A 17,854-nucleotide genomic window follows, 5' to 3' on the forward strand; every position below is an offset into this window, starting at 1 on the left:
ACAAAAGGGCAAGCGTTGCAGACGCGATCAAGGTCAACGATCACCCAAGCGATCCGGGGCGTCCCCGCCTTCGGCGCGGCGGAATGGACCGACGACTCCGGGGCGCCGGGGGCGGGGACGCCCCGGATCGCACGGCTGGTGCGTCTTGCGATTGCTGTGGTCGCATTGCTGGTACTAGTTGAACGCTCAGAGGCTGCGCCAACCGCGGCGCCCGACGCGGCCGTCGAAACAGGCCGCGAGGCGCTGGCCGACCAGTGGGACGCCCCCTGGTACGACGCCAAGACCGACTCGCTCAAGGCGATCCCGGTCAAAGCGCCGAAGCCGGCCCCGCCCCCCGCGGCGCCGCAGGAGCCCTGGGGGTTCTGGGAATGGCTCAGCGGCCTGTTCGGCGCGTGGAACCTTGACCTGGGAGAGATCGTCCTCTTCCTCGGCTGGCTTGCGCTGGCGGCGTTGCTGGTCGCCCTGATCTGGGCGCTGGTGCGGTCGATCCAAACCAGCGACTTGGCAGACGCCCAGGCCGAGGCAGAGCGGTCCGCCATGCGCCGGCGGATCGAGAGCGTCGAAGCGCTCCCCGCGCCGGTGGCCAGCGGCGTGAAGGACCTGCTGGCCGAGTCGGCCCGGCTGCGCGACGCGGGGGACCTGGCGGGCGCCATCGTCTACTTGTTCAGCCACCAACTGATCTCGCTCGATCACGCCGGCGCCATCCGCTTGGTGAAGGGGAAGACCAACCGCCAGTACCTCCGCGAGCTGGGGCGTTGGGCCCCTGCGGCGGCGCCGCTGTTGGCCAAGACGGTAGACGCCTTCGAGGCCTCCTTCTTCGGGGGGCACACCCCCACGCGGCAGCAGTTCGACGCGTGCTGGGAGGCCGCGCTGCTGCTCCCGGCAGCTGCCACGCCGGCCAAGGAGAAGGCGGCATGAGCACGCGGGCCCCGCAGACCCTGATGCTGCTGCTCATCGCCGCCGTCGGCTGCGGCGAGCCGGAGCTGCGCACGCGCCACGGCGTGCGCTCGGGCGCCAACGAGGGGAGCGTGAACGGCCTGTCGGTGCTCTCGCGGATGTTCGAGAGCGCCGGCGCGGACGTGCGCTCGTGGTCTTGGCTGTCGCCCTCGCTCGGAGAGACGGACGTGATCGTGTGGGCGCCGGACGACTTCAACGCCCCCAGCCCCGAGGCGCACGGCTGGATCTACTCGTGGCTGACCGGCGAGCCGGGGCGGACCCTGATTTACATCGGGCGCGACTTCGATGCGACCCCCGGCTACTGGGCCGAGGCAGAGAAGCTGGCCGCGGCGCCGTTGGCGCCGGAGTACGCGCGGCGCAGGCGCGAGGCGACCGCCCGACAGAACACCGCGGCGGGAAAGGCGCTCTCGCCCGACGTGGCCCCCGGCTGGTTCACGCTCGACCCGGCCCCCAAGCCGGCCAAGGTGACGCGGTTCACCGGGCGTTGGGGGCGGACGGCCGACGCCTCGAAGGCCGGAGTGGAGCGGCGTACGCGGCTGATCCCCGTCGACCCGTCGGCCGTCGGCCCGGACAACCGGCTCCTGGTGCTGCTGGGAGACCAGTCGGGCGAGCCGATCGTCAGCCAGTTGCAGTACGCAACCTACGCGGACGAGCCGTCGCGGCTGATCATGATCGAGAACGGCTCGTGGCTGCTGAACGAGCCGCTGGTGAACCACGAACACCGCAAGCTGGCCGGCCAGCTCGTCCGCCACGTACGCGCCAATGGGCGCGAGGTGGTGGTGCTGGAATCTGGCCCCGGCGGCCCCCCCGTGCGCAACGAAGACCCCTCCGGCGCGCCCCCGATGGGGCTGCTGCTGTTCCGCGTGTGGCCCATCGGGGCGACGCTGGCGCAGATCGCGGTGCTGGGCGTGGTGTTTGCCCTGTCGCGGTGGCCGATCTTCGGCGTCCCGCGTCGGCTGGAGCAGGACTCGCTGACCGACTTCGGCCGACACACCGACGCGGTCGGCCGGCTGCTGGCGGCCACCAAAGACCGGGCGTTCGCTTACGGGCGCCTGCTGGCATATCGTGACAAGTCAACCAGCCGAGACGCGAAGAGCAGGACGTAGCTAGGCGCGGATCAAGCGGATGCAAAAGGATAGGCAGTCATGTGAACTTCGTGCGCCCGTCGCATCCACTCCGATCCGCGTCCTACTTCTTGGGCTCGGCGAAAACGTTCTAAAACCTCTTGACCCCTTCTGCTATGACCGAGCCTCCCCACCAAGACTCCACGGAGCCCTTCGCCAGCCCCCCCCCGCCGCTTGCGCCGGAGCCGACGCCGATCCAGCGGATGTTCGCCGCCATCAAGCGCGAGGTGGGCAAGGTGTACATCGGCCAGGAGGAGCTGGTGCTCTCGACGCTGGTGGCGCTCTTCTCCGGCGGGCACGTGCTGATCGAGAGCGTGCCGGGCCTGGGCAAGACGCTCTTTGTGCGGACGCTGGGCAAGGTGCTGGGCTGCAAGTTCGGGCGGATCCAGTTCACCGCCGACCTGATGCCCTCGGACATCACCGGCGCCCCGATCTTCAACCTCAAGACGCAGGACTTCTCGTTCCGCCCCGGACCGGTCTTCACCCAACTGCTGCTGGCGGACGAGATCAACCGCGCGCCGGCCAAGACACACGCCGCGCTGCTAGAGATCATGCAAGAACGCCGCGTCACCGTCGAACGCACCACTCACCAGCTAGAACGCCCCTTCTTGGTGATGGCCACGCAGAACCCGCTGGAGAGCGAGGGGACCTACAACCTGCCCGAGGCGCAGCTCGACCGCTTCATGTTCAAGGTGCTGGTGGACTACCCCAGCGCGGACGAAGAGGCCCGCGTGCTCAAGGAGCACAGCCTGCAGATCGACGTAGAAGACCGCCTGCAGAACGAGGTGGCCACCGTCACCGGCCCCGAGCAGGTGGTGCAGGCGACGCAGGCCTGCGGGCGCGTGCGGGTCGAGGAGTCGCTGATCGCCTACGTCAACTCCCTGGTGCGAAAGACGCGTGAGTGGCCCGACCTGCACCTGGGCGCGTCGCCACGGGCCGGCATCGCGCTGGTGCAGGGCGCCAGGACGCTGGCGGCCTTCAGCGGCCGCGACTACGCCGTGCCGGACGACATCGCCGAGATCGCGCTCCCCGCGCTGCGTCACCGCGTGGTGCTCACGGCCGAAGCCGAAGTCGAGGGCCGCACGGTGGACGAGGTGCTGAACAACGTGATGCGGACCGTGGAAGTCCCGCGGGGATGAGAAAGCGCTAGGTTTTAGGCATTAGGCATTAGGTATGAGCAGGTAAGGCCAAAGGCCGATCCTTATCCCCCTCCTCCCGTCAGGGGGAGGGGTTAGGGGAGGGGGTTCGTGGCGGGTACAGAGTTCGCAAACCCTGATCTTGAGACTGTCGAAGCGATCTGGGGGCCAGTCGTGCGCCCGGATCCCCCCTCCCCCTGAAGCGGGAGGGGGACACGAGTCGGCCTGCGGCCTTAACTAATCATCGTTTTCGCCATGCCCTTTCTTTGGACACTGCTGGCCGTCGCCGCCGCGCTGCTGGGGCTTGCGCGTCTGGGGAGCGTCTACCCCCACCGGCCGCTGGTTGCGGCGCTCTACCTCCCCGCGGTGCTGGCGGTGGCGCTGCTGCGGTGGCCCGAGATGTGGCCCGCCGTGGCGCTGGTAGACGCGGCGATCGGCATCGCGGCGCTGGTCGACGTGTTCTCGCTGCCGCGCGCCAGGGACTTCGCCTGCGAGCGACGCGTCGGGCTGATCGCTTCGCTCGGCAAGCACCACCCCGTCACGCTGACGCTCAGCAACAGTTCGGCCACCGGCCGGCCGGTGTGGGTGTGCGACGGCGCCGAGTCCGACCTGAACGCCGACCCGAGCCGGTTCACCGTGGTGCTGCCCCCCTTGAGCCGGTCGGTGCTGCGCTACCAGTTGCGCCCGGCCCGGCGGGGGAAGTTCTTGATCGAAGCGGTTTACCTCCGCGGCCTGAGCCGGTGGGGGCTGTGGCAGCGGCAACTGCGGCTGCCGTGCCAGTCGCGCGTGGACGTCTACCCCGACCTCAAGCAGTTGGGCGAGTACGCCCTGCTGGCCCGCACCAACCGGCTCAGCCTGATGGGGGTCCGCCGCACCCGCCGCATCGGCCAGGACAACGAGTTCGAACGCCTCCGCGACTACACCCCCGACGACAACTACCGGCACATCGATTGGCGTTCGACCGCGCGGCGCAACAAGCTGACCGTGAAGGACTTCCAGTCGAGCCAAAGCCAGCGGATCATCTTCTTGGTCGATTGCGGGCGGATGATGACCGGCGAAGCGGCCGGCGTGAGCCTGCTGGACCACGCGCTCAACGCGGCGTTGCTGCTGTCGTTCGTCGCGCTGCGGCAGGGGGACCACGTGGGGCTGGTCTGCTTCTCCGACCGCATCCACAGCTTCATCCCCCCCAAGGGGGGACGCGAGCAGATGAACCGGCTGCTGCACGCCGCGTACGACCGCTTCCCGGCGATGGTCGAGAGCCGATACGACGAGGCGTTCAGCCACGTCGCCCGGCACGTCCGCAAGCGGGCGATGGTGGTGCTGATCACGAACCTGATCGACGACGTTAACGCCGACCAGGTAGAGGCGCGGCTAGCGAACCTCTCCGGCCGCCACCTGCCGCTGGCGGTGCTGCTGCGCGACCGCTCGGTTTTCAGCGCGGTAGAAGCGGTCGAGCCGGCGCTCGAGGCCGCCGGCGCCGGGCGCGATACGCCGCTCCGCCCCGGCGAGCTGTCCGCCGCCGGGCTGCTGGAAGACGGCCCGCTGTTCCGCGCCGCGGCCGCGGCCGACGTGCTGCTGTGGCGGCGGCGCCAAATCGCCCGGCTCGAGTCGTCTGGGGTGTTGATGGTCGACGCGTTCCCCGAAGACCTGACCGCGCCGCTGGTAAACCGGTACCTGGAGGTGAAAGCGCGGAACCTGCTGTAACGCCGCCCCGCAGCCGGTTTGCTATACTTGAGAAGGAGCAGATTCCCGCCAGGAAGGATTTTCCCGATGTCACCGCTTCCCAAAACCTCCCTCTCACCCACCCAGTACCTGGAGCTCGAGCGCGCGGCGGTCGACTGCAAGCACGAGTTCTACCGCGGCGAGATGTTCGCCATGGGGGGCGCCAGCCGTCAGCACAACAGGGCGACGGTGAACTTGACGGGATTGATCCACGCCGCGCTCAGGCAAAGCCAATGCGAGGTTCTCGGATCAGACATGCGAGTCAAGATCGACGCCACTGGTCTGTACACCTATCCGGACCTCACCATCACGTGCGAGAAGCCCGAGTTTGAGGACCAGCACCTAGACACGCTGCTCAACCCGCAGGTCATCTTCGAGGTGCTGAGCAAGTCGACCGAGGCCTATGACCGGGGCAAGAAGTTCGGGCACTACCGCAGCCTGCCGAGCCTGAAGGAGTACTTCTTGGTCTCGCAGGACCGCCCGCAGATCGATCGGTTTTCGCTAGGAGAGGGCGGCGTCTGGCAGCTCAACGACGCCTCGGGCCTGGACGCGTCGATCACCGTCGGATCGATCGACCTCGTGCTGCCGCTGCGTGAAGTCTACGCCCGCGTAGAGTTTGAAGCGGAAGAGGCGTAGCCCCGCCGCCAACCCCACCGCTTCGGACGCCTCCACCACAAGCCCGCCATGAAGATCGCTCGGTTCTGGGTCCGCGAATCGGCTACGTCTACCGGCGGCAAGGGGCGGGTGGAACAAGCGACCGGTTGGGGCTGGTCCGAAACCAACGAGCACGAGGCCCGCGAGCGCGCGCGGTCCGCGGCGCAGCGCATCGCCGATTGGTTGGCCAAGGGGAAGCGCGAAGAAGCGCCCGGCGGCGAGTACGCCTACCTTACCCGGCCGGCGCGTGAAGAGATCGTCCAAGAACTGGGCGACGACGACCACCCCGCCGCGGTGGTCACGCGCAACCGCTACGGCGCGCTGGTGCTCAACACACGCGAGCTGATGTTCATCGACGCCGACGTCCCCAAACCCCCGCCGCAGCCGGTGGCCGCGGCGCTGCTGGGAGCGGTCCGTCGCCTGTTCGGCGGCGCCGCCAACCAGCCCCCCGCGGCCGACCCGGCCGAACTCGTGCTCGACGGCATCCGCGCCTGGTCCGCCGCCAATCCCAGCGTGGCGCTCACCGTCTACCGCACCGCGGCGGGCTTCCGCTGCGTGGTCACCAACCAAGCAATCAGCGCCCGCAGCGAGCTCTCGGAGTCGATCCTGGCGGGGCTCGACAGCGACCCGTTGTACCGTCGTCTCTGCAAGAGCCAGGAGTGCTTCCGCGCCAGGCTCACCCCCAAACCGTGGCGGGTTGGACTGGGGCAGCCCAGACGCGAGTTCCCTTTCGAAGACGCCGCTCACGAGGCGGAGCACCGCGACTGGGTGCACGGCTACGACGCCGCGTGCGAGGGCTTTGCTGCTTGTGCACGCGTTGAGCGGCTCGGCCCCGAGGAAACCATCAGCGCCCTGGCGCCGTTGGTCGAGCTGCACGACCGGATGACGCTTTGCGACTCGGGGCTGCCTTTGGCGTGAGGGACGCCTCCGACGGCTGTTTGGGTTTGCCTCCGGCGGCTAACGCCGACGGCTCGCCTAGTGGAGTGACCGCAGGAACGCTACCGCGTCGCCGATCTCTTCGACCGGACGCGTGGCGTGGCGGCGTTCGATGGTGATCCAGCCGCGGTAGTCGAACTGCTCGAGCGCGCCGACGATCTCGGGGAAGTCGACCGCGCCGCGGCCCAGCTCGACCTCGACGACGCGCCGCTCGGCAAAGTCGTGCACCGCGTCTGCGGCGTGGACGTGCACGATCCGCGGGCCGAGCGCCCCGGCGGCCTCCAGCGGCGCGTGGCCGCCGGAGAGGAGCCGCGCGGGGTGGAGGTCGGCGCCCACGAGGCCCATCGGGAGCTCGTCGAGCAGCGTTGCCAGGTCGGCGGGGCTCTCGTGACCCGTTTCAAGCGCAATCACTACCCCCTCGCGGTCGCCCGTCGAGGCGATCGCGGTGAGTGAATGGATAAGCGTTTGCCGCGCATCACTCTCGTCCTCTGAGGGGATCCGACCGGCGCGGACCACCAGCACCCGCGCCCCGAGCCGGGCCGCGGCGCGGGTCGCCTCGCGCAGGGCCGCGATGCGGCGGTCCAGCTCCTCGGGGTCGGCCAGGCTCCGGCGGGTGGGGAACGCCGCGGCGGAGACCTTGAGGTTCTGGTCGGCCAGCAGCTTGCGCAGCTCGCGGGCAGCGGTCTGCGACACGTCGCCGGCCGGCAGCCCGGTGCGGAGGTCGATCTCAACGCCGTCGGCGCCCAGTTGCGACGCCAGGGCGAGCCCACGCCTCAGCGGCGCCGCGAGGCTGGCGAGCTGGATTCCGATGGGATGGGTTGGCACGGTTGTGTCGGACGCGGGTTTGCGTGGGGAGGACGAATGGCGGCAGAAGGCGCCCGGCCTCACGGTACAGTTGCGCACAGGCCCGCGGAAGCGGGCGCTGGCCGCGCCCCGGAACCAGCCATGCCGCGCTATTTGCTGCTATTGATCTTGTTGACCTGCCCGCTCGCCCGGCAGGCGGAGGGGGTCCGCGCCCCCGCGCGGCCGTCGGACGCCGTGGAGGTGTTCCACTGTGGCTTCGACGAAGCGTGGGACGTGAACTACGACGGCTGGCCCGACCGCTGGCGACGGGCCGAGGGGCCCGACTACCCCCGCTACGTCGAGATGGAGATCGACGACGCCGCGGGCGCCTCGTCCGGCCGGGCGCTGGTGATCCGCCTAGACGGCTCCCGGGCCGAGGCGTCGTCTCCCCCCATCCGCGTCTCGCCGCGCTTCGCCTACAAGATCGAAGCGCAGGTGCGCGTAGAGCGCGTCCAGCACACGGCGGTCCGCTTCCGCATCGACTTCCAGAACGCCGAGGGCCAGACGCTGCAGTCGGAGATGAGCGAGCCCATCGCCGAGGGGGCGGAGTGGCAGCGGATCAAGCTCGACACGCTGCGGACGCTCCACCCCGAGGTGACCCAGGCCGTAGCGCGGATCACGGCCGACCCGGGGCGGCGCGGCGACCTGGAGGGCGAGGTGGCGCTGGGGGACGTGTGGGTGGCGCGGATGCCCAGCATGAAGGTCACCACCAACAACGTTTACAACGTGTACCAAGACCCACGCGAAGTGCTGGTCACCTGCACGATGTCTGGCATCCGCGAACGCGACCCCGACATCCGCTTCCAGCTTCTCGACGCGACCGACCGAGAGATCGGCGAGCAGGGCGAGAAGCACATGGACGGCAAGCTGATCGTCGAGGAGTCGTTCAAGGGCTCCACCATCGCCAGCGGGTTCGAGGGGTCTACGGACTGGGAGCCCAAGATCACCGAGCCGGGCTTCTACCGCGTGCGGGTCGAGATGATCAGCAGCATCACCGGCGAGCTGATGGACGAACGAAAGGTCAGCCTCGCGGTGCTGCCGAAGCTGAGCGCGCCGGCCCAGAGCGAGTTCGGCTGGTCGCTGGACGAGATCGATTGGTCCCCGATGCCGCTGCGCCCCGCGCTGGCCGCGGGGTCGTTGCAGTCGCTGCTGCCGGAGGTAGGGATCGGGTGGATGAAGCTCCCGGTCTGGTTCCCGGCCGACCAGTCGGCGTTGGGGGACCGCATCGTCCACTTCGTAGAGCAGCTCGCGGCCCACGACATCGAGGCGGTGGGGCTGCTGATGTCTCCGCAATCGGGCGACGCCCGTGCTCAACCGACGCCGGTCGGCCAGATGCTGGGGGGTGACCCCTCCGAGTGGCTGCCGATGTGGGACCACGTGATGACCCGGCTCTCGCTCCGCGTGCGTTGGTGGCAGTTGGGGGGCGAGTACGACGTGAGCCTGATGGGCGAGGACGACACGCTGGCCAAGCGGGTCGAGCTGATCCGGACCCAACTGTTCCGCTTCGGCCAGGACGTGCGGCTGGGGATCGGGTGGCGGTGGGCGCAACCCACGTCCAAGAGCCCCGTCTGGGAGTTCCAGCAGATGTGCTCGGGGCACGCGCTGCAGGAGTTCGAGCTCGAACAGCGGCTCGTGACCGCCACGCCCACAACCGTCAACCGCTGGGTGCTGATCGAGCCCCTCTCGGAAGACGCCGACCTTCCGACCGAGGTCGAACGCCACCAGGAACGCGTGCGGCGGTTTGTGCACCAGATGGTGACCGCCAAGATGCACGGCGCGCGGGGGGTGTTCGTCGCCAAGCCGTTCTCAGGGCCGCGCGGATTGATGGAGCGCGACGGCACCCCGGGCGAGCTGCTGCTGCCGTGGCGCACCACGGCCCGGCTGCTGGGGGGCGCCGAGTACCTGGGGCGGATGCAGCTCCCGGGGGGCAGCGAGAACCGGTTGTTCCGCCGCAAGAACGGGCAGGTCGTGATGGTGCTGTGGAACGAGAACCCCACCACCGAGACCCTCTACCTGGGTGAGGCCATTGAGCGGTTCGACATCTGGGGTCGGCCCGTCCCCGTCGCCGACGGGGACGGCGAGCAGACGGTTTCTGCGTCGCGGATGCCCACCTTTGTCGTCGGCCTCAACGATGCGGTGGCGCGGTGGCGGATGGCCATCGAGCTGGCGGACGACCACATCCCCAGCGTGTTCACCCACGTCCACCCCAACCAGATCAGCCTGACCAACACGTTCCGCCCCGGCGTCGGCACGGTGAGCGGCACGTTCAGCTTCTTCGTCCCCGACGCGCTGGCCGAGTCGCGTAGCGGGCAGCCCGCCGCCAGCAACGAGTGGGACATCTACGTCCCCAGCGCAGAGCTGCGGATGCCTGCCGGCGCCACGGTCTCCGTGCCGATCGAGATCAGCCTCAAGGAGGCGAGCTACGGCCCGCAACGGGTGCGTATCGATTTCGACATCAACGCAGACCGGCGTTACGTGTTTAGCGCCTGGCGCACGCTGCACGTGGGGCGGGCAGACGTCCGCTTCGATATCCACACCTTCCTCGACCCGAAGGGCCGCCTGATGGTGGTGCAGAAGATGGTGAACGACGGCGGCGGGGCCGCCCCCAACTTCAAGTGCATGCTCTACACCTGGGGGCGCCGCCGGCAGCGGCAGCAAGTGTTCCAGCTCGGGCCCGCGGGGGACGAGAAGCACTACTCTTACGAGGACGGCCAGGAGCTGATCGGGCAGGTCATGAAGCTGCGGCTCGAAGAGACCGACGGAGAACGCACGCTGATCCACCGCTTCCAGGCGACCGCGGGGCCCCCGCCGCAGGCAGCCGATGAGCCGGCCCCCCGGGCGCAGGCGGACGCCGCTGTGGCGCGCCCCTTCACGCCCGAGGGCTAGCGCGTTCTATTTTTCGGCATGACCACCGTCCGCCAGCTCTGCCAATCGCTCGAAGGCGCCGCCCCGCTGGCCCTTGCCGAACCGTGGGACAACGTCGGCCTGCTGCTAGGGGCGCGCGACGCGCCTGTCGAGCGGGTCATGACCTGCCTGACGGTCACCCCCGCCACGGCGGCCGAGGCGGTCCGCGAACGCGCCCAGCTCGTGGTCTCGCACCACCCGCTGCCGTTCCGGCCGCTGAAAACCATCGTCGACGACGCCCCGCCGGGGCGCCTGGTGCTGAGCCTGGCGGCCGCCGGCGTGGCGGTTTACAGCGCCCACACGGCGTACGACTCGGCCGTCGGGGGCGTCAACGATCAGATCGCCGACGGGCTGAACCTGACCGACGTGCTGCCGCTGCTAGAGAGCGACGCCGGGGTGGGCTCGGGGCGGATCGGGGTCTGCGTCGAAGACTCGTTCGCAGAGCTCTGCTTGGCCGCGGCCCGGTTCTTCGGCATCGCGTCGCTGCGCACGGTCGGCGCCGGCCAAGACGCGGTCGACCGCGTCGCCATCGCCTGCGGCTCGGGGGGGTCGCTGCTCGAGGGGGCGATCGCCGCGGGCGCCTCGGCCATGGTGACCGGCGAGATGACCTTCCACGACTGCCTGGCTGCGGAGGCCGCCGGGGTGGGCGTGGTGCTCCTGGGGCACTACGCCAGCGAACGCTTCGCGATGCAAAGCCTGGCCGCCCGGCTGGCCGCGGCCCACCCGGAGCTCACCGTGTGGGCGAGCCGCGACGAACGCGACCCGCTAGCAGCCTTCACTGCTAGCTAGGGGGCCCGAGCGGCGCCGCGTCTGTAACCACCGGTTGCCAAAGCCCACTAGCCCGTCGGCTAGTGGCGTTTCTTGGGGGGGCGCCTGCATAGCTTGGCGCTGCATCGGTCTTTGCGGGTCTGCCCCGATTTGGTATCCACCGCGCGGAAGCCAACGAGCGGCCGGCTGCGGATGCCGCGCCCCAGCACCCTCACGGACGTGGGTAAGCGATGAGTCAAGCGATCAGCTACTGGAAGTACGGTTCGATGGTGTTGGGCGCAACCACCGCCACCGCGGGGGGCGTGTGGGGCCTGCTGGGCATCGGCGTACCAACCGAGCCGGCCGCCATCACGGCGCCCGCAGACGGCGACGCCCCCGTGGCCGCCACCGGGTCGGGCACAGCAGCCGACGCCCTCGCCCGCGGTTTCGCGATGGCGACCGAACCGGCCACGCTCTCCTCCCGCTCGGCAGGCCAAGACGCACGCTACAAGCCCACGCCGCTGGCCGCGCTGCCGACGCTGGCAGAGGACGAGGCGCCCGTGGCGCGTGGGCAATCCCCCGACCCCAACGACCGCTACGCACGCGCGTCGCTGGCCAGCAAGCCAGACGGCCCCCAGGAGCGCGACGCGCTGGGCTCGCAGCATCGCGACGCGCTGGGCTCGCAGCAACGCTACGCGTTCATGCCCAGCGACGAGCCCAACCCGTTGAGGCCCGCCCCCGAGGCGCGGCCCCTGGCCCCCGCCGACGACGCACGCGAAGCCTTCGAGGAACCCTCGGCCGACGAGGTCCAGCCGGTGCGCTACGACCAGCCCGAAGCGTCCGACGCCGCGGCGCCCCCGGCCGGATTCTCTGCCAACCCGTTCGCCCGCTCGGCGGACGCCGCCCCCGCGGCTTCTGCCTACGGCGCCGCCGCGCCGGCCGGCGACGCGGTCCCCCTGCCGCCGATGCCCGGCCAAGCCCCGGGCGAGCTGCAAACGATCGAGCCGAGCGAACCGGCGCGCACTTTCGCCGAGCCCGCCCCGCAGAACGCGCTGCGCGCCGAACCGATGCCCGTGGCTACCGCGTCGCCAGACGCCCCCGCCGCGTTCGCGGCCGCGGCGATGAGCGAGCCGTTCGCTGAGACGGCCCCCCCGGCCGAAGAGCCGGCGCCCCCGATGGCGTCGCTCCCCATGGACGCCCAGCCCATGGAAGCTCAGCCGATGGAAGCCCAGCCGTTAGAATCGCGGCCCGTGCCGGTTGAGCCGATGGTCCCCGGGCCCAACTCTGCCGAGTCGATGGGCGCAGGTCCGCTGGGCGCCGCGCCGCAGCCCATGCAGTCGCACACCCCCTCGGCCAGCCAGCTCGGCGACGGCAAGCCGGGCGAGCGGGCGCTCGAGGGGCCGCAGCAGCCATCGCTCACGATCGAGAAGCTCACCCCCGCCGAGGTGCAGGTCGGCTCCCCGGCCCAGTTCGTCATCAAGGTGCGCAACACCGGCCGCCGCGCGGCCGAAGACGTGACCGTCACCGATCAAACACCGGCCGGCGCCCGGCTGCTGGCCACTGCGCCGCAGGCCGAGGCCTCTGCCTCGGGCGGCCTCACGTGGCGGCTCGGCACGCTGTCGGCCGGCGAGGAGAAGACGCTTACCATGGAGCTGATGCCGTTCGAAGAGGGCGAGATCGGCAGCGTCGCCAGCGTCCGCTTCGCCGCGCAGGCGTCCGCCCGCGTGGTCTGCACGCGGCCCCAGCTTGCGCTGCGGATGACGGCGCCCGCCAAGGTGCTGGTCGGCCGTCAGCAGGTGGTGACGATCGAGCTGCACAACCCCGGCACCGGCGACGCGATGAACGTCGAGCTGTACGAACAAGTGCCGGAGAACCTCCGCCACGCGGCCGGACCGGCCCTCGAGTTTGAGGTCGGCACGCTCAAGGCGGGCGAGACCCGCCGCATGGAGCTGGTGATGACCGCCGAGCAGGCGGGCCGCGTCACCAACGTGCTGACCGCCCGCGCCGACGGCGGCCTAGAGGTAGACCAACGCGTTGAGTTCGACATCGTGGCGCCCGGGCTCGCCCTGGCGCTAAGCGGCCCGAGCAAGCGGTACCTCGACCGCCCCGGCACCTACACCGTGAGCATCGAGAACCCCGGCACCGCCGCCACCAAGGACATCCAGCTCGCGGCCTACCTGCCGCAGGGGATGAAGTTCGTCAAAGCCAACAACCTGGGCGAGTACGACCCGGCCCAGCACGCCGTGCTGTGGAGCCTGGCGGAACTGCCCGAAGGGGGCTCCGGCGCGGTGGAAGTCACCGCCGTGCCGACCGCGCCGGGCGACCTGACGCTGCGCGTCGAGGGCCGGGCCCGCGAGGGGCTTAGCGACGAGTCGGCCCAGCAGGTGCGAGTCGAAGGGATCGCGGCGATCGCGTTCAGCGTGCGCGACCTGCAAGACCCGATCGAGGTCGGCGGCCAAACCGGCTACGAGGTCCGCCTGACCAACCAGGGATCCAAGGCCGCGATGAACGTCCAGGTCAAGGCGATCGCGCCGGCCGGCCTGCAGCTTGTCAGCGCCGAGGGCCCCGCGCGCCACGCCATCCGCGGCGCCGAGGTGGTGTTCGAACCCATCCGCAGCCTCGAACCGCAGGCAGAGGTGGTGTTCCAAGTCGTCGCCCAAGGCGCCACGGCCGGCGACCAGCGGATGACCATCGAGGTGCACAGCGACGACCTGCAGCAACCCGTGCGGAAGGAAGAGAGCACGCGTGTGTTCGGGGACGAGTAGCGGGCGGCGCGAACACGCGGCGCGGCGCTAGCGCATCAACTCGCTCAGGTGCAGCGCCACACACTCCGCAAGCACCGGTGGGTTGTACCCCCCCTCCAACAAGCTCACCACACGCCCCCCGGCGTGCGTGTCGGCCACGCCCCGCACCAGGCGCGTCAGCTCTGCAAAGTCTTCGGTCTCTAGCCCCAACGACCCGATCGGGTCCTCGCGGTGGCTGTCGAAGCCGGCGCTGAGGATCACTAGCTGCGGCCGGATGTGGTCGGCCATCGTCTGCAGTTGGCCGGCGAAGCGGCGCAGGTAGTCCGCGCGCGGCGTGCCGAACGCCACCGGCAGGTTGCTGGTGGCGCCCAGCCCCGGGCCCGCGCCGGTTTGGTCCGCGGCGCCGGTGCCGGGATAGAACGGCGCGCGGTGGGCCGAGAAGAACCCGACGCGCGGCTCGCGGTAGAAGATGTCCTGCGTGCCGTTGCCGTGGTGCACGTCCCAGTCGACGATCAGCACGCGGTCGAGCCCGTGCGCGTCGAGCGCTGCACGCGCGGCGATGGCGGCGTGGTTCAGCAGGCAGAACCCCATCGCCGCGTCGGCCAGCGCGTGGTGCCCCGGGGGACGGACCAGGCACAACGCCGATGAGTCCTCGCCCGCGACGACGCGCCCCACCGCGTCGCACGCGGCGCCCGCGGCCAGCCGGGCGACCTCCATCGACAGGGGCCCCACCACCGTGTCTGGGTCGGGCCGGCCGCCGCCGCTGGCGGCCAGGGCGTCGATCTCCTGCACGTAGCGGTCGCCGTGCACCGCGGCGATCGCCCCCGGGGTCGCCGGCGCCCATTCTGGCCGGGGGAGGGAAGAAAACCGGGCCTCTGCCCCGATTCTTTGAGAAACCGCCCGCAGCCGCTCGGCGCGTTCGGGGTGGTCGCCGGTGTCGTGATCGAGCAGTCGAGGGCTGGAATACAGCAGCGTCATAGCGGTTCAGGGCCTGAGATCCGGACGACAATGCAGGGGTCAACGCCGCTGGGCGCCCGGGGCGCGCGATCACTGCAACCGCCACAATCGGGCCCCGGCTATCCCCCGCAGCTTGACACTTTTCCGAAACCGTGAGTAGTGTGGAGGTTACGACTTTTCGTAAGCGACCAGGAACCGTGATGATGCAATCGTTTTCTATGCGATGGACGTGCCTGTTTTTGGTCGCGCTGGCGGGCCTGTGCCCGCACCCTGCGGCGGCCCAGTACAAGCAGGACCCGGTCGATCAAAAACTCAACCGCCAGCGGCAGATCGCCATCCGCTACGCCAAGAGCCCCAGCGGCGACCCGGCCGAGCGGAAGAACTTTGACGACTACCTGACCCGCTACTACTTCCCGGCGATGACGCGGACCGACGAGACCTCGCTCGGCGAGCTGGGCGACCTGCGCTTCGACCTGTTCAGCCAGTTTATCTGGCCCGCCGACGCCAGCCTACAAAGCGACCTCACCGCCAAGGCCTACGCCTACAGCATGAACGTGATCAAGGGCTTCCGCGAGTACCACCCGGCGGTGGTCTACAACGCGGTGCTGATCCTGGGCGGGCTCGACAAGACGTACGCCATCGAGAAGGGCGCCAACCAACGCCCCGCCGTGCCGCTGCCAGAAGCCAACGCCCGGCTTGCGCAGATCGTCGGCCTGGGGCTCAAGGGGACGTTCTCGCCGTCGATGCTGGCCGGCGCGCTGGTGGGCCTCGAACGCCACTCGCGTGCGTTCGCGGGGCTCGACCGCGACGGCAAGCGGCAAACCTTCGCCGCGCTGCTGGCGGTGCTCAAGCAAGAAGACTTCCCGCCGGAGGTGAACCGCGAGGTCCGCGGCTGGCTCCGCATGCGTGCGGCCGAGGGGCTGGCGAACATCGGCGTTGCCGGCGGCGGCGCGCTCGAGGCCATGACCGCCATGATCGCCAACGACGACCTGCACCTCGACAACCGCAGCCGGATCGCCGCGCTGTTGGGCCAAGAAAGCTTCAAGCTCCCCGAAGGCGCCGCGTCGCTAGCGGCCGCCGAGGCGGTGGTCGCCCTGGCCTCGGACGTCGCCAAGTACGAACGCGACGAGGCCAACGAGTTCGAAGACCTGCAGGCCGGGGTCGTCCGCTCGGGCGGGCCGGTGATTAGTTCGTCCCGGTTCGAGGTCGACCCGCTGGAAGGGTTCCTCACCTACAACCGCGGGGCGCTGATCGCCCAGCTCATGCACCTGAAGGACAGCCTCACGGCCCTTGCGCCCGTGGCCGGCCCCCGCAGCGAAGCGCTCACCCAGATGGCGGCCGCTACCGACAAGCTGATCAACGTGGCCAAGGACCCGCGCGGCACGCAGGACCTGGACGTGACGCTGGAGATCGACCGCTGGGCCGCCGAAATCCGCCAGCTCGCCAAACCGGCGGGCGCCGAGCCCGAAGAAGCAATCGCCCCGCTGTAAGCGCTGACGCTTCCGGCTCCCTTAGAAACACGCGACTAGGAACGAATCAAGAATAGCTCCCGCAAGGATCAAGTGAACCACAGAGTCACCGAGTGCACTGAGACGCTCGGAGCACAAAAAGGAGCAACCGTGAGCAAGTCCGGCAAGCCAATGCGACACGTTTTGGCGCTAGTCGTCGGTCACCATGGATTTCTCCCGTCTCTCTAATGTCTCTGTGTCCTCCGTGGCTCTGTGGTGATTGTCCGTGGTTGCGGGAGTTTTGCTTGAGCGGCTTCTTAGCTGAGGGGGCGCGCCCCGTTTTGCTGGTTCGCTACCCACTCCAAGACTCTCGCGCAGCATGAAACGCGCATACGACCACGACCAGCGGATCGCGAGCATGACGTTCGCCTTTGTGTACCCGCACCTGCTCGCCAAGGTCGAAAAGAAGGGCCGGACCAAGGAAGAGCTGCATCAAGTGATCAAGTGGCTCACCGGCTTCAACGAGAAGGCGCTGCAGAAGCACATCAAGGACGAACTAACCTTCGAGCAATTCTTCCACAAAGCCAAGCTGAACCCCAACGCCCACCTGATCACCGGCGTCATCTGCGGCTACCGGGTCGAAGAGATCGCCAATCCGTTGACGCAAAAGGTGCGTTACCTGGACAAGCTGGTGGACGAGCTGGCGAAGGGGCGGAAGATGGAGAAGGTTTTGCGTGCGGGCTGAGCCGTGCAATGGGGCGTTCTGGCTTGCCCGCGCAAAGTAGGATGAGCACTTTTCCTTCCCCGGTCGCCGTCGCTGCTGAGCTGGGTTGTTCGCGTGCTTCAATCACATACCTTCGATCGCAAGATGAACCCCCTCCCACTGAAGAAAAGTCGTTCGTTTCGATTCAGCGTCCTGCAGATGCTTTCACTCGTCACGCTGTGCTGCGTCGCGTTCGCATGGATGCGGTACCCTATCCAGCAAACAAGCCGGGAGCTTGAACTTGCCGCCGAAATAGAGCAGATCGGCGGTCATGTCACGTGGGGCGGATTAACCGCGGGCCGAGGGATGACCGGCCGTTCGTACCTCGGCGCAATTGACCTGACTAGTGCCGTCGTAACCGAAAAGCTCTTGGCCGAAATTGGCTCACTTTCCGAGCTGACTCACCTGAACCTGAACGATACCAATATCACTGACCTGGGCCTTCAGCATCTTTCGACGCTTCCGCGTATAAAGCAACTTGAAGTGTCTGGCACGAACATTACCGACCTTGGTGTGCGCCAGCTCGCCACACTAACAACACTTGAGGTCGTCAAGCTGGAACGCTGCAACATTACGGATGATTCGCTAGACGCTATTGGCACACTCCGTTCGATTTGGATGCTGCACGTTGACGAAACACAGGTAACCGATGCTGGAATGGGATCGCTTGACGGACTCACAAAACTTCGGACGCTTGGAGTTCGAGGAACGCACCTGTCTGACGCCGGACTACAAGAACTCGACAAGCATGAGCAACTAGAAATGGTCTTCGTTGATGGCACGGCCGTGACAGACAAGGGAATTGACGAACTCAACAGCTTACTTCCAAACCGTCCAGTGTTGCGTTAGAGACGACAGCGAACATAGCCGGATGCCATATCCACGCGAGCCGGGCGCCATGCCTACGCTTGCGTGGACG

Annotated in this window: 14 protein-coding genes; 12 read left to right on the top strand and 2 right to left on the bottom strand. The window is 68.9% G+C overall.

The genetic code is table 11. From position 1 onward, the window contains the following. Window positions 1-15 precede the first annotated feature (15 nt). The 6 genes from Pla175_RS24665 (at window position 16) to Pla175_RS24690 (ending at window position 6,511) form a co-directional block, all read left to right on the top strand. Window positions 16-918 carry a DUF4129 domain-containing protein gene (locus Pla175_RS24665; RefSeq protein WP_145291745.1) on the top strand — a complete coding sequence of 301 codons (903 nt, stop codon included), beginning with the start codon at window positions 16-18 and terminating at the stop codon, window positions 916-918. Beyond that, window positions 915-2,063 (top strand): hypothetical protein, encoded by a 1,149-nt coding sequence (locus tag Pla175_RS24670; protein WP_145291746.1) that lies wholly within the window; start codon window positions 915-917, stop codon window positions 2,061-2,063. The genes Pla175_RS24665 and Pla175_RS24670 overlap by 4 nt, the downstream gene beginning before the upstream one ends. 134 nt (window positions 2,064-2,197) lie before the next feature. Then, window positions 2,198-3,220, top strand: a complete 1,023-nt coding sequence (locus Pla175_RS24675) for an AAA family ATPase (protein WP_145291747.1) — start codon at window positions 2,198-2,200, stop codon at window positions 3,218-3,220. Window positions 3,221-3,472: 252 nt separating this feature from the next. After that, on the top strand, window positions 3,473-4,921 hold the full coding sequence (locus Pla175_RS24680) for a DUF58 domain-containing protein (RefSeq protein WP_145291748.1): 1,449 nt from the start codon (window positions 3,473-3,475) through the stop codon (window positions 4,919-4,921). A gap of 66 nt (window positions 4,922-4,987) precedes the next feature. Next, the gene (locus Pla175_RS24685; protein ID WP_145291749.1) at window positions 4,988-5,575 is read left to right on the top strand and encodes a Uma2 family endonuclease; all 588 of its coding nucleotides are present in this window, start codon (window positions 4,988-4,990) and stop codon (window positions 5,573-5,575) included. 48 nt (window positions 5,576-5,623) lie between these two features. Continuing rightward, window positions 5,624-6,511 (top strand): hypothetical protein, encoded by an 888-nt coding sequence (locus Pla175_RS24690; RefSeq protein WP_145291750.1) that lies wholly within the window; start codon window positions 5,624-5,626, stop codon window positions 6,509-6,511. A gap of 57 nt (window positions 6,512-6,568) precedes the next feature. On the opposite strand, the gene Pla175_RS24695 is transcribed toward Pla175_RS24690, so the two are convergent. Beyond that, the gene (locus tag Pla175_RS24695; RefSeq protein ID WP_197527135.1) at window positions 6,569-7,354 is read right to left on the bottom strand and encodes a sugar phosphate isomerase/epimerase family protein; all 786 of its coding nucleotides are present in this window, start codon (window positions 7,352-7,354) and stop codon (window positions 6,569-6,571) included. A 120-nt stretch (window positions 7,355-7,474) separates the two neighbouring features. Between Pla175_RS24695 and Pla175_RS24700 the strand changes: the two genes are divergently transcribed. The 3 genes from Pla175_RS24700 to Pla175_RS24710 all read left to right on the top strand — a co-directional run bounded on the left by Pla175_RS24700 (window position 7,475) and on the right by Pla175_RS24710 (window position 13,788). Further along, entirely contained in the window at window positions 7,475-10,258 is a 2,784-nt protein-coding gene (locus tag Pla175_RS24700; RefSeq protein ID WP_145291752.1) for a hypothetical protein, read from the top strand. An 18-nt stretch (window positions 10,259-10,276) separates the two neighbouring features. Beyond that, a complete protein-coding gene (locus tag Pla175_RS24705; RefSeq protein WP_145291753.1) occupies window positions 10,277-11,065 on the top strand; it encodes a Nif3-like dinuclear metal center hexameric protein in 789 nt (262 codons plus the stop codon). Window positions 11,066-11,274: 209 nt separating this feature from the next. Further along, entirely contained in the window at window positions 11,275-13,788 is a 2,514-nt protein-coding gene (locus tag Pla175_RS24710; RefSeq protein WP_145291754.1) for a DUF11 domain-containing protein, read from the top strand. Between the two features lie 27 nt (window positions 13,789-13,815). Here the strand turns inward: Pla175_RS24710 and Pla175_RS24715 are convergent, their stop codons facing one another. After that, window positions 13,816-14,745, bottom strand: coding sequence for a histone deacetylase family protein (locus Pla175_RS24715; RefSeq protein WP_145291755.1), 930 nt, complete (start codon window positions 14,743-14,745; stop codon window positions 13,816-13,818). Window positions 14,746-14,942: 197 nt separating this feature from the next. On the opposite strand from Pla175_RS24715, the gene Pla175_RS24720 reads away from it, so the two are divergent. From Pla175_RS24720 to Pla175_RS24730, 3 genes are all read left to right on the top strand, one after another. Continuing rightward, complete coding sequence (locus tag Pla175_RS24720) at window positions 14,943-16,214, top strand: hypothetical protein (RefSeq protein WP_231954062.1); 1,272 nt, start codon at window positions 14,943-14,945, stop codon at window positions 16,212-16,214. A gap of 337 nt (window positions 16,215-16,551) precedes the next feature. Next, window positions 16,552-16,917 (top strand): DUF2200 domain-containing protein, encoded by a 366-nt coding sequence (locus Pla175_RS24725; protein ID WP_145291757.1) that lies wholly within the window; start codon window positions 16,552-16,554, stop codon window positions 16,915-16,917. Between the two features lie 123 nt (window positions 16,918-17,040). Continuing rightward, the gene (locus Pla175_RS24730; protein ID WP_145291758.1) at window positions 17,041-17,784 is read left to right on the top strand and encodes a leucine-rich repeat domain-containing protein; all 744 of its coding nucleotides are present in this window, start codon (window positions 17,041-17,043) and stop codon (window positions 17,782-17,784) included. The last annotated feature ends 70 nt before the right edge of the window (window positions 17,785-17,854 follow it).

The organism is Pirellulimonas nuda (assembly GCF_007750855.1).
GTDB lineage: Bacteria > Planctomycetota > Planctomycetia > Pirellulales > Lacipirellulaceae > Pirellulimonas > Pirellulimonas nuda.